General features: G+C 60.4%; 13 protein-coding genes. 9 read left to right on the forward strand and 4 right to left on the reverse strand.

From position 1 onward, the window contains the following. Window positions 1-25: 25 nt before the first annotated feature. The 3 genes from aat to trxB are packed head-to-tail and all read right to left on the reverse strand — an operon-like array spanning window position 26 to window position 3008. The gene (aat, locus tag ACFSJC_RS03935; protein WP_386023523.1) at window positions 26-775 is read right to left on the reverse strand and encodes a leucyl/phenylalanyl-tRNA--protein transferase; all 750 of its coding nucleotides are present in this window, start codon (window positions 773-775) and stop codon (window positions 26-28) included. Between the two features lie 48 nt (window positions 776-823). Further along, window positions 824-1996, reverse strand: coding sequence for a GNAT family N-acetyltransferase (locus tag ACFSJC_RS03940; RefSeq protein ID WP_386023525.1), 1173 nt, complete (start codon window positions 1994-1996; stop codon window positions 824-826). A gap of 46 nt (window positions 1997-2042) precedes the next feature. Continuing rightward, on the reverse strand, window positions 2043-3008 hold the full coding sequence (gene trxB / locus ACFSJC_RS03945) for a thioredoxin-disulfide reductase (RefSeq protein ID WP_386023528.1): 966 nt from the start codon (window positions 3006-3008) through the stop codon (window positions 2043-2045). 260 nt (window positions 3009-3268) lie between these two features. Here trxB and ACFSJC_RS03950 point away from each other — a divergent pair, with 260 nt between their 5' ends. The 8 genes from ACFSJC_RS03950 to ACFSJC_RS03985 all read left to right on the forward strand — a co-directional run bounded on the left by ACFSJC_RS03950 (window position 3269) and on the right by ACFSJC_RS03985 (window position 10253). After that, on the forward strand, window positions 3269-3748 hold the full coding sequence (locus ACFSJC_RS03950) for a C40 family peptidase (protein WP_386023531.1): 480 nt from the start codon (window positions 3269-3271) through the stop codon (window positions 3746-3748). Window positions 3749-3901: 153 nt separating this feature from the next. After that, window positions 3902-4270, forward strand: a complete 369-nt coding sequence (locus ACFSJC_RS03955; RefSeq protein WP_386023533.1) for a high-potential iron-sulfur protein — start codon at window positions 3902-3904, stop codon at window positions 4268-4270. Window positions 4271-4526: 256 nt separating this feature from the next. Continuing rightward, on the forward strand, window positions 4527-5372 hold the full coding sequence (locus tag ACFSJC_RS03960) for a hypothetical protein (RefSeq protein WP_386023535.1): 846 nt from the start codon (window positions 4527-4529) through the stop codon (window positions 5370-5372). Between the two features lie 123 nt (window positions 5373-5495). Further along, a complete protein-coding gene (rlmE, locus tag ACFSJC_RS03965; RefSeq protein ID WP_386023536.1) occupies window positions 5496-6116 on the forward strand; it encodes a 23S rRNA (uridine(2552)-2'-O)-methyltransferase RlmE in 621 nt (206 codons plus the stop codon). 82 nt (window positions 6117-6198) lie between these two features. Then, on the forward strand, window positions 6199-8106 hold the full coding sequence (ftsH, locus tag ACFSJC_RS03970; protein ID WP_386023538.1) for an ATP-dependent zinc metalloprotease FtsH: 1908 nt from the start codon (window positions 6199-6201) through the stop codon (window positions 8104-8106). Between the two features lie 3 nt (window positions 8107-8109). Continuing rightward, window positions 8110-9444, forward strand: a complete 1335-nt coding sequence (gene glmM / locus ACFSJC_RS03975; protein WP_386023540.1) for a phosphoglucosamine mutase — start codon at window positions 8110-8112, stop codon at window positions 9442-9444. Between the two features lie 69 nt (window positions 9445-9513). Next, window positions 9514-9945 (forward strand): type II toxin-antitoxin system RatA family toxin, encoded by a 432-nt coding sequence (locus tag ACFSJC_RS03980; protein ID WP_386023542.1) that lies wholly within the window; start codon window positions 9514-9516, stop codon window positions 9943-9945. Then, window positions 9942-10253, forward strand: coding sequence for an RnfH family protein (locus tag ACFSJC_RS03985; RefSeq protein WP_386023544.1), 312 nt, complete (start codon window positions 9942-9944; stop codon window positions 10251-10253). The genes ACFSJC_RS03980 and ACFSJC_RS03985 overlap by 4 nt, the downstream gene beginning before the upstream one ends. Before the next feature lie 24 nt (window positions 10254-10277). On the opposite strand, the gene ACFSJC_RS03990 is transcribed toward ACFSJC_RS03985, so the two are convergent. Further along, window positions 10278-10745 carry an outer membrane protein assembly factor BamE gene (locus tag ACFSJC_RS03990; protein ID WP_386023547.1) on the reverse strand — a complete coding sequence of 156 codons (468 nt, stop codon included), beginning with the start codon at window positions 10743-10745 and terminating at the stop codon, window positions 10278-10280. Between the two features lie 158 nt (window positions 10746-10903). Here ACFSJC_RS03990 and fur point away from each other — a divergent pair, with 158 nt between their 5' ends. Next, window positions 10904-11320, forward strand: a complete 417-nt coding sequence (gene fur / locus ACFSJC_RS03995; protein ID WP_386023550.1) for a ferric iron uptake transcriptional regulator — start codon at window positions 10904-10906, stop codon at window positions 11318-11320. The last annotated feature ends 63 nt before the right edge of the window (window positions 11321-11383 follow it).

The following is an 11383-nucleotide window of genomic DNA, read 5'->3' on the forward strand; positions in this document are numbered from 1 at the left end:
GGACTCATCAACGAACCCCGGTTCATCACGATGGTGGGGTTGTTGGCTTGGGCGCGGTCGTTTCCAATGCCGTCGTCGGATCCTCGAAACCCTCGAACCAGTTGGAATTGAAGCCGGATCGGGGGCAATGCTCGTCGAGCAGAGTCAGGAACTCTTCGCGTGGAATCTCGATCGCCCCCATTTTGGTGAGGTGGTCGGTCCGCATCTGGCAATCGACGACGCCAAACTGCCAGTCGGCAAGACGTTTGCACAGATGGACGAGCGCGACCTTGGATGCATCCGTAACGCGACTGAACATGGACTCGCCAAAGAAGGCGCGGCCGATCGCGACGCCGTAGAGTCCGCCCACCAGTTCTGCTTCCCGCCAGACCTCGACCGAATGGGCAAGCCCAATTGCGTGGAGACTTTGATAGGCGGCAATCATTTGGGGCAGGAGCCAGGTTCCGCCCTGATCGTCGCGAGGTTGGGCGCAACCATGGATGACGCCGAAAAAATCGCGATCGAATGAGACTCTAAGATCATGCTTGCGCAGATGTTTTCGAAGGCTGCGGGAGATATGAATCTGCTTTGGAAAGATGACGGTGCGCGGGTCGGGAGACCACCAGAGGATGGGGTCTCCGGGGCTGAACCAGGGGAAGATGCCGCGTCGATAGGCGTTGTGCAGACGTCCTGTGCTGAGGTCGCCGCCCACGGCGAGCAGGCCGTTCGGTTCCTGCAGTGCGACGCGTGGGTCTGGAAAGGACTGTCGGTCGTAGGGGTCGAGTAGCGCGATCATCGACTATCCGCACCGGGCGAAGAGGCGGGTGGCTTGCGCGATATTCCATCATGCAAGAGCCCGATAGGGACTATGTGTCTGCATCGCGGCGAGATACTCATCCATGCCTCTGGTGTCCTGTTCGAGGAATCGAGCAATGGCCGCTCGGAAGGTTGGGTCCGCCACCCAGTGGCCAGACCAGGTTCGGGTTGGCAGGAAACCTCGGCTGACCTTGTGCTCACCTTGGGCGCCTGGCTCGAAGCGGTTCAAGCCCTGTTCGATGCAATATTCAAGTCCCTGATAGTAACAGGCTTCGAAGTGAAGGCTATGGAAATCCTCGGTGCATCCCCAGTGCCGTCCATAGAGCGAGTGCCTTCCAACGAGGTTGAACGCCGCCGCGACGATGCGGTTCCCCTGGTAGGCCAGCACGAGCAAAAGGTTTTCCCCCATGTCCTGTGCGATGGCCTGAAAAAAGGGGAGGGTGAGCGTCGGGAGGCCCCCTCGCTTATCGAACGTGTTGCAATAGAGGCGGTGAAAGAGGCCCCATTCCTCCTCGGTGACTTCGTCGCCTCGCACGCGGCGCAGGCGTAGCCCCGCTTCTGTGACGCGCCGACGCTCGCGTTTGATCTGCTTGCGTTTGGTCGAGGTGAAGGTATCGAGCATCTGGTCGAAGTTTTCGTACCCTCGGTTGTTCCAGTGGAACTGGCAGCCGACACGTCGCATGAATCCCTGCAACTCCAAGAGGTTTGCCTCTTCATCCGTATTGAAGAGGCAATGGGTCGAGGAGACGCCAAGGCGCTCCACGACGCGGGCGGCAGCCTGGATGAGTGCGGAGGCATGCTGCTCGCGTGCCGCGCCCTGTTCGGTGAGTATTCGCGGTCCGGTAGCGGGGGTGTAGGGCGAGGCGATGACAAGCTTGGGGTAGTAGCTCAGTCCGTGCCGATGATAGGCGTCGGCCCATGACCAATCGAAAACGAATTCGCCATAGGAGTTGCTCTTGAGATAGCAGGGCGCCGCACCGAGCAGGTGGCCGTGCTCGTCCCTGAGTGCCAGATGCATGGGTAGCCAGCCCAGGCTTTCGCCGACGCAGCCGTGATCCTCCATGGCTGCCAGGAATTCGTGGCGCATGAACGGGGTGTCCGGGCTTGCGAGTCGATTCCAGTCACTGGCGGGGATCTCTCGAATCGCGGGGTGTGTCGTCACCCTGTAGGTGTTTGGAGCGAGTTTGATGGTGCCGTCCATGGCATCGAGATATGGGCTCGCGGGTCAGCTCCAAGCAGGGCGGTCCTCAGATCGCTTCCGTTGCGAGCGCGTCGAGATATTTTTCGGCATCCAGCGCGGCCATGCAGCCGCTTCCTGCCGAGGTGATGGCCTGTCGATAGATCTGATCCATGACGTCGCCAGCCGCGAAGACACCGGGAATGGAGGTGGCGGTGGCATTCCCCTGGGTGCCGCTCTGGACCCTGATGTAGCCGTTCTCCATGTCGAGCTGTCCGGCGAAGATCTCGGTGTTGGGCTTGTGCCCGATCGCGATGAAGACGCCGTGCAGGTCGATGTCTTGGGTGGAGTCGTCCTGGGTGCTCTTGATGCGGATTCCGGTCACGCCGGTCGCGTCTCCGAGAACCTCGTCGAGGACATGGCTCCAGGCGATGCGGACGTTGCCATGCTCGACCTTCTCGAACAGCTGCTTCTGCATGATCTTCTCTGCCCGCAAGCTATCGCGTCGGTGGACCAGCACGACCTCCGAGGCGATGTTCGAGAGATAAAGGGCTTCCTCGACCGCCGTGTTGCCGCCTCCGATGACAGCGACCTTCTGATTGCGATAGAAAAAACCGTCGCAGGTCGCACATGCCGAGACTCCGCGTCCGCGGAATTCCTGCTCTGAAGGAAGGCCGGTGTACATGGCGCTGGCGCCTGTGGCGATGATGAGCGCATCGCAGGTGTAGGTGGCCGAATCACCCATGAGTTTGAGTGGGCGTCCGCTGAGATCGGTCGCATTGATGTGATCGAAGATGATCTCGGTTTCGAAGCGTTCGGCATGTCGGCGCATCCGCTCCATGAGCTCCGGGCCTTGCACGCCATCCGGGTCGCCTGCCCAGTTGTCCACCTCCGTTGTCGTCATGAGTTGCCCGCCCTGCTCGAGGCCGGTCACCAGAACGGGCTTGAGGTTGGCGCGGGCCGCGTAAACGGCTGCGGTATAGCCGGCCGGCCCTGATCCAAGGATCAGTAGCCGGCAGTGTTTGGTTTCGGGCATGGGTTGCACTCCAAGGGGGAGGGCGAATACCTGCTTTCAGGTTCGCCCGCTTGCGAAGGGTTTGCTGGGAAACGGATGGAAATTTGATTTCCGTCAATCTAATAAATTTAAGGTTTGCGGCTGGTTGCGTAAAGCCTCCGTGGCGCATGGGGTGTGACGGCAGTCGTCGATGTTGCCGTTCAGCGTGCTTGACATAGATGTTGGATGCACTTATATGTTTATTTAAAACAGCATATTATGACTGTAATTGTGAGTTATTTATGAAGGTTCGTGTGCGTTGGCTATTGATCTGTTTAGGGGCTGTTGGGGGGCTGTTTCTCGTGTCGGGCTGTTCCAGCATCGCTGGGCGCGAGGGCGACGATGCGACGAAGCGGCGGGCTGATGTGGTTCTGGCGGGGCTGGCTCAGGTCGGAACACCCTATGTCTATGGGGGCGAGACGCCGAAAGAGGGCTTCGATTGCAGCGGGCTGACCTTCTACGCGCATCATGTTGTGGGTTTGAATATCCCTCGAACGGCCAAGGCGCAGCGAAAGGCGGCGAAGCCTGTTTCCGGTGATCGTCCACGTCCGGGTGACATGGTTTTTTTCAAGACCGGGCCAGGTGTCTATCATGTTGGATTGATGATCGATCGAGAGCGTTTCGTGCACGCGTCGACGTCGCGTCATCGGGTACGTATCGCGCGCCTGGCAAACCCATACTGGCGCGCGCGCTATCTCGGCGCGGGAACCTATCTCAACTGACACGGGTCTGATCCGTCGCGCGATTCACTTAACGCTTAACGGTGAGTGACTCGCCTTTTTCGATCTAGTGATGCAAAATGAACGACGACCTCCGGTTTGAGGCCGGGAGTGTCGAGACTTCAATACTGTGCCTAATCCCTCAGGAGTGACTCAATGTCCGATAAGCCAATCTGCAAGAGCCGTCGCGACGCCGTCAAAGTGATGCTGGGTACCGCCGCAGCGATTCCGATGATCAACTTGGTCGGTGTCGGCACCGCTCGCGCTCAGGCCCCCGCGAATGCCGTGACCCCCGATGACCCGACCGCAGCGGCCCTGAAGTACCACGAGAATGCCGCTGAATCCGATCGCCTTGCAGCCGCTCGTCCTGGGTTGCCCCCGGCAGAGCAGCATTGCGGCAACTGCCAGTTCATGCTTCCGGACGCTGAGGGCGCGACGGATACGTGGAAGGGTTGCCAGCTGTTCCCCGGTAAGCTGATCAACCTGAACGGCTGGTGTGCCTCCTGGACTCTGCGGGCCGGCTGATCGCGTCGAATTCGATCCCTCGGATCGGATACGTAAACGGGGCCGCTGGCCCCGTTTTTCTTTGTGTGAAGTCTTTCTCGTCGCATGCCTGTCAGGCCTCGTACCATTAACGGCAATGATCCGCCATGATGTTTCTCTATCGGCGCGCGCCTCTTGGGCGTTTTGCTTGCGGTGATTGAGCTGGGTCATGGGGAGGGGTGCGGCCTTGATGCATCCTTGATTCAGCAGTCCTTATGCAGTATGCGGTGGTGTGTCCATGTCTCCCGAGAGTTCGACCGAATTTGCCAATGCTCGACCCTATGCCGCGCTTGAAGTCGCAGATCTCACCTTGAAATCACGCGCGCGGTCCGCGTTCCTTCGCGGTATCGTCTGGAGCCTGATCGGCATGATCTACGCCCCCTTGTTCATCGGGGTCGTGCTGCTCTTGAAGGGAATGGGGTTCGGCTATTTTTCCTATGTCGTTGCCGCATCGGCCGCTGGTGGCGTGGGCGCGGTTCTTTATGGTGCGCGCGAACTCGCGCTCATCAGTACTGGAGTGGGCGCGATGGTGGGTGTCGCCATGCTGATCCTGCTCGGGGGGCAGGTGTCGCTCTCGGATGTGGCCTTGGTGGCGGCCATATTGGCGGCAACCGTCGGGCTCACCATTTCCTTCCCCAAGCGCTGCTCGCGTAGCGTTCCTGGCAAGGCGCTAGCCGGGCTCGCGACCGGCTTGGTCGGTGGGACTGTGCTGGCGATCGCCGAGCCGCTTCACCCCGAGCCGTTTCCGATCTTCGCAATTCTTGCCTTCGTGGTGAGCGTTAACGGTATCCTCTATGTCTCGACCGTGCGCTGGTGGGTCACCCTGTCGCGCCGCATTCGGCTCGAATCGCATCCCTGCTATGTGATCGAGGCCCTCATCATGGCGGTTCTCGCCGGTGTCGCGGCTGGCAGCGTCTGGATGGTCGCTGGCCCGCTGCTGAGTCTTGGCGAGGGGGTGTCGCTGATCGCGAGCGAGACCATGCATCTCGAAATTCAGCAGGCCATTCTGGGGGGGCTCTTCGGTGGTGGAACGGCGGGTGTTTTGCTTGAACTCTTTCGTTTCCGCTGGGTTCACGACCTCTGACATCAGTCGACTCGCTCGATTTGCGGCAGGCTCATTGCTCGGAATGTGTTAGCCTAACCGGCCGGCTTGATGCCGGGCCGGCTTTCGTACCGTTTCTCCTTCCTGACCCCTTCCGTTCCACTCATGGCAAGAAGCAAATCCAGTCGGCGTTGGCTCGACCGTCACGTCAACGATCCCTACGTCAAGCGCTCCCAGATTGATGGGTATCGTTCGCGCGCGGCCTATAAACTCCTGGAGATCCAGGAGAAGGATCGCGTCCTTTCGCCCGGAATGCGCGTGGTCGATCTGGGCGCGGCGCCCGGAAGCTGGTCGCAAATCGCCGTCCAGCTGGTCGGAGCGAGCGGGCGCGTCATCGCTCTGGATATCCTTCCGATGGACCCGCTCGCCGGGGTCGAGATTTTGGAAGGCGATTTTCGCGATGACGTGGTGCTCTCGGAGCTGCGCGCCGCGCTTGGCCAGGAGCCGCTGGATCTGGTGCTATCGGATATGGCGCCCAATATCACCGGAACGTCCATTGTCGATCAGAGTCGGAGTATGTACCTCTTGGAACTGGCGCTGGAGCTGGCGCGCGAGCAGTTGAAGCCCGGAGGATCGATGGTCGTCAAGGCCTTTCAAGGCACCGGATTCGACGCCTATCTGCGCGACTTGCGCGGGAGCTTCCGACAGGTCGCGAGCCGCAAGCCCAAATCCTCGCGCGCCCAGAGCCGAGAGCTTTATCTGGTCGCAAAAGGCTTTAATCGCTAGTGCGTCGGTGCTAACTTCATGGATTAACCTGTGCCAGCGTTATGGGCAGACAACCGTTAGGGGCCAATAAGCCGTGAGTGACATGGCGAAAAATATTCTTCTTTGGGTGGTCATCGCCATCGTGCTGATGTCCGTGTTCAACAATTTCACTACCACCCAATCGACCCCAAGAAGCCTGAATTATTCGGATTTCATCGAGCAGGTGAAACAGGGTGGCGTCAAAGAGGTCACCATCCAGGGGCGGACGATCGAGGGTGTCAACGAGTCCGGACAGCGTTTCACGAGCTACAGTCCGGGGGACGACGGATTGGTCGGCGATCTGCTGAATCATGGCGTGGTGATCAAGGCTGCGCCGCCCGAGAAGCAGTCCGTGCTGGTGCAGATTCTCATCAACTGGTTCCCGCTGCTGATCCTCGTCGGCCTTTGGATCCTCTTCATGCGCCAGATGCAGGGTGGAGCGGGCGGTCGCGGAGCCATGTCGTTCGGCAAGAGCCGCGCGCGCTTGCTGTCCGAGGATCAGATCAAGGTCACCTTCCAGGATGTCGCCGGCGCCGAGGAGGCCAAGGAGGAGGTCACCGAGATGGTCGACTTCCTCAAGGATCCGAGCAAGTTCCAGAAGCTCGGCGGCAAGATTCCCAAGGGCGTCCTCATGGTCGGTCCTCCCGGAACCGGTAAAACCTTGCTGGCTCGCGCCATCGCCGGTGAGGCCAAGGTGCCGTTCTTCACCATTTCGGGTTCGGATTTCGTCGAGATGTTCGTCGGTGTCGGCGCTTCGCGGGTTCGAGACATGTTCGAGCAGGCGAAGAAGCATGCGCCCTGCATCATCTTCATCGACGAGATCGATGCGGTCGGACGTCATCGCGGAGCCGGCCTCGGCGGCGGACATGATGAGCGTGAGCAGACCCTGAACCAATTGCTGGTCGAGATGGACGGCTTCGAGGGCAACGAGGGTGTGATCGTGATCGCGGCCACCAACCGCCCGGACGTTCTGGATCCCGCGCTCTTGCGCCCAGGCCGATTCGACCGTCAGGTCGTGGTGCCGCTTCCCGACGTGCGCGGACGCGAGCAGATCCTCAAGGTCCATATGCGTAAGATTCCGGCGGCCGAGGATGTCAAGGCGTCGATCCTGGCGCGCGGGACTCCGGGCTTCTCCGGTGCCGACCTGGCGAACCTGGTCAACGAGGGCGCCTTGTTCGCCGCGCGTGCCAACAAGAAGTTGGTCGACATGGACGACATGGAGAAGGCCAAGGACAAAATCATGATGGGCGCCGAGCGTCGATCCATGGTGATGTCCGAGGACGATAAGCGGCTGACCGCCTACCACGAGTCGGGTCACGCCATCGTCGGGCGCCTGGTTCCGGATCACGATCCGGTGCATAAGGTCAGCATCATCCCGCGCGGTCGCGCGCTGGGCGTGACGCTGTTCCTGCCCGAGGACGACCGCTTCAGCTACAGCAAGCAGCGTCTGGAAAGCAGCGTCTCCAGCCTCTTCGGCGGTCGTGTGGCCGAGGAGCTCATCTTCGGTCCCGATTGCGTGACCACCGGGGCGCAGAACGACATCCATCGCGCGACCGAGATTGCCCGCAACATGGTGACCAAGTGGGGGCTGTCCGACCGGCTCGGACCGCTGACCTATAGCGAGGAGGAGCAGGAGGTGTTCCTCGGTCATTCGGTGACCCAGCACAAGAGCGTGTCGGACGAGACCACCCATGTCATCGACGAGGAGATCCGCAACGTCATCGAGCGTAACTATGAGCGGGCTCGGACGTTGCTCGTCGAGAACATCGAAAAGCTTCACACCATGGCTGAAGCGCTGATGAAATACGAGACGATCGATTCGGCCCAGATCGGCGATATCATGGAAGGTCGCGTCCCGCGTCCGCCTCGGGATTGGGAGGACGACGAGCCCAAGCGTCCCGCCGGTTCGTCCGAGGATAAGGGGAATCTGTCCGACGGCGGTCCCGTCGCGCGTCCCGCTGGAGAGCATTGATCGATGCGTCGCTATTTCGGTACGGATGGCATTCGTGGGCGCGTTGGCGAGGGTCATATCACCCCTGATTTCGTGCTCAAGCTCGGCTGGGCGGCCGGGCGCGTGCTCGGCAACGGCAGGGGCAAGATTCTGATCGGAAAGGACACCCGTATTTCGGGCTATATGTTCGAATCCGCCCTGGAGGCGGGGCTGGTGGCGGCAGGCGTCAATATCCGCCTGCTCGGTCCCATGACCACTCCGGGCGTTGCCTATCTGACGCGCGCCTTTCGCGCCTCGGCGGGCATCGTCATCACCGCCTCGCACAATCCCTATCAGGACAATGGCATCAAATTCTTCTCTTCGGACGGCGATAAGCTGCCGGACGAGGTCGAGATGGCGATCGAGGCGGAGCTGGAGTGCCCGTTGCGGACCGTCGATTCGAGCGCCTTGGGCAAGGCCAAGCGTGTCGAGGATGCCAACGGTCGGTACATCGAGTTCTGCAAGAGCACGATTCCATCGTCGATGAACTTTCGGGGCCTCAAGATCGTCGTCGATTGCGCCAATGGCGCGACCTACAATACGGCCCCCCATGTCCTTGAGGAGTTGGGCGCGAGCGTTGTTTCGATCGGGACCGAACCCGACGGGTTCAACATCAATCGGGATGTCGGCTCGACCGAGCCTGGGGCGCTCTGCGCGACCGTGGTGGCCGAGGGCGCCGATCTTGGAATCGCCTTCGATGGCGACGGGGATCGCGTGCTCATGGTGGACGCGCGCGGCCGATTGATCGACGGCGATCGTCTGCTCTACATTATCGCCAAGTCCCGGCTGGCGGCCGAGACCATGCGCGGCGAGGTCGTGGGGACCTTGATGAGCAACCTGGGTCTGGAGCATGCGTTGCGGCGTCTGGGGCTCGGGTTCGCACGCACCAAGGTCGGTGACCGCTATATCATGGAGCGCCTCAGGGATACCGATGGCATTCTGGGGGGAGAGCCCTCTGGACATATCATTTGTCGCGACCGTACCAGTACCGGTGACGGGATTGTCTCCGCCTTACAGGCACTGGCGGCGATCAATCGCCTCGAACGCTCTTTTGAAGACTTGGCGGACGAGGTCGAACTCTATCCGCAGAGACTCGTCAACGTGCGTCTGGGTGGCAATCGAGAGGTCGTCAGGGCGCCTGCGGTGCTGGACGCGGTCGCGACGGCCGAGCGCGAACTCGGAGAGCGGGGGCGGGTGCTTCTACGTCCCTCGGGCACGGAGCCGCTGGTCAGGGTGATGGTCGAGGGCGTGGATGCCGATCAGGTAGAGCGGCTCGCCGAATGGTTGGCCGATATCGTGCGAGATCAGGTCTCGGCCTAGCCGATTTCGGCGTGTCGGACCCTGAGCCCCGCTGTTTCCAGAACAACAAGTTGGTTCGTTAGAAAAATAGTGGCTACCGTCAAGAAAAGTGCGCTGGTGTCTCATTCGGCATCGCAAATGTTCCATCTCGTCTACGACGTCGGTTCCTATCCCAAATTCCTTCCTTGGTGCAGCAGCACCTCTGTGTTGTCGGAGACCGACGAGAAGATCTGCGGTCAGATCGAGGTCGCCCGCATGGGGATCCGTCAGACCTTCAGTACCTGTAACCGTTTCGAGCGCGACCGATGGATGACGCTCGATCTGGTCGATGGCCCGTTCCGCAAGCTCAACGGCTGCTGGCATTTCACCGCGTTGCGCGAGGATGCCTCGAAGGTGGAATTGGAACTCGAGTTCGAGTTTTCGGGAAAGCTGATCGACAAGGCCTTCGGCGGCGTTTTCAATCAGATCGCCAACACCCTGGTCGATGCCTTTTGCAAGCGTGCCGACGAGGTCTACCGGTGAGCGATTATCTGCAGATTTCGGTTGCCTACGTTGGTGCCTCGGAGCAGTTCCAGCGCGATCTCGAGGTGCGCGTCGGAACCAGCGTCGAGGAGTCGATCGAGCAATCCGGGGTGCTTGCGCGTTTCCCGGAGATCGATCTTGGAGTCAACAAGATCGGCATCTTCGGCAAGCTTGCCAAGCTCAATCAGGTCCCGCAGGATGGCGACCGGATCGAGATCTACCGCCCGCTGATCGCCGATCCCAAGGCGGCGCGCAAGCAGCGGGCGGCGGATACCACAGGCACGGGCAAAACGACCGCCACCGCTTGAGTTTGAGCCGAATCGTGTCGACGATTAGTTTTCCGGTTCCAGCCCGACGGCCTCGAGCCCGCGCGTGATCAGGCCCTTGCGTTCCTTATAATCGGGAACGGTGACCAGTATCTCCGAGGGTTCCTGGGCGGCTTTGCGATTGGGGTCCGGGTGCATATCGCCCGCGATGCGGACCAGGGTGTCATCCTTGAAGTAGAGCGTCAGCGAGCGCTGCTCCATGCTTTGGTGTCCGCGTTTGATGGTGTAGACGTAGTCCCAGCGGTTGGTGTGGAAGAAATCGGTGAGTAGCGGCGTGCCCAGCAGGAAGGCAACCTGGCGCTTGTTCATCCCGAGTTCGAGCTTGTCGACCATCTGCTCGGTAATGATGTTCCCTTGTTGAACCGTCATTTTGTAGACGAACGGCAGATCCTCCAGAACCGATGCCTGATAGTCGTCCGGTTTCTCTTCCCGTGCGCATCCCATGACAGCCAGTGCCGCCAGCCAACCAATCATCGGAGAACTGAATATCTTTCGCATCTTGCTCTGACAACGACTTTGCGATAAACCGCAGCATCATACAGCAGCGCCGGCACCCGTTTACAGGGGGGGCATGGCAAGGTGTGTCGAATCGGGCCTGTCTTGGCTCATTGGCACCTGACGGGGAGATCCAATTGGAAAGCCAGCAGATCAAACAGGCCGGACTCAAGGTGACTGCGCCTCGGGTCAAGATCCTGAAAATTCTTGAAAATTGTGGGAAGCGTCATCTGAGTGCGGAGGACGTCTACAAGGAACTCCTGAGCCAGCAGGAGGAAATCGGCTTGGCGACCGTCTATCGCGTGCTCACTCAGTTCGAGAGTGCCGGGCTGGTTTGTCGGCGCCACTTCGAGGGCGGTCAGTCGGTTTTCGAGCTCAACCACGGCGATCACCACGATCATTTGGTCTGCATCAAGTGCGGCAAGATCGTCGAGTTCGTCGATTCCACGATCGAAAACCGTCAGACGCGCATCGCCTCCGAGCACGATTTCCGTATCGAGGACCACTCGCTGGTGGTCTACGGTATCTGCTCCGGATGCCAGAAGAAGTCCTGATCCCCAGGACGGGCTGGTCTTGCGAGCCGATCGAATGCCGGGATGGCGTTGATCGGCGACTCC

The organism is Thiorhodococcus fuscus, from assembly GCF_042682685.1.
GTDB lineage: Bacteria > Pseudomonadota > Gammaproteobacteria > Chromatiales > Chromatiaceae > Imhoffiella > Imhoffiella fuscus.

Coding starts and splice junctions, on each gene's coding strand:
- rlmE (WP_386023536.1), top strand. CDS start 5,496: ATGGCAAGAAGCAAATCCAGTCGGCGTTGGCTCGACCGTCACGTCAAC.
- ACFSJC_RS03990 (WP_386023547.1), bottom strand. CDS start 10,745: ATGATTGGTTGGCTGGCGGCACTGGCTGTCATGGGATGCGCACGGGAA.
- ftsH (WP_386023538.1), top strand. CDS start 6,199: ATGGCGAAAAATATTCTTCTTTGGGTGGTCATCGCCATCGTGCTGATG.
- ACFSJC_RS03960 (WP_386023535.1), top strand. CDS start 4,527: ATGTCTCCCGAGAGTTCGACCGAATTTGCCAATGCTCGACCCTATGCC.
- glmM (WP_386023540.1), top strand. CDS start 8,110: ATGCGTCGCTATTTCGGTACGGATGGCATTCGTGGGCGCGTTGGCGAG.
- aat (WP_386023523.1), bottom strand. CDS start 775: ATGATCGCGCTACTCGACCCCTACGACCGACAGTCCTTTCCAGACCCA.
- ACFSJC_RS03940 (WP_386023525.1), bottom strand. CDS start 1,996: ATGGACGGCACCATCAAACTCGCTCCAAACACCTACAGGGTGACGACA.
- ACFSJC_RS03950 (WP_386023531.1), top strand. CDS start 3,269: ATGAAGGTTCGTGTGCGTTGGCTATTGATCTGTTTAGGGGCTGTTGGG.
- trxB (WP_386023528.1), bottom strand. CDS start 3,008: ATGCCCGAAACCAAACACTGCCGGCTACTGATCCTTGGATCAGGGCCG.
- ACFSJC_RS03955 (WP_386023533.1), top strand. CDS start 3,902: ATGTCCGATAAGCCAATCTGCAAGAGCCGTCGCGACGCCGTCAAAGTG.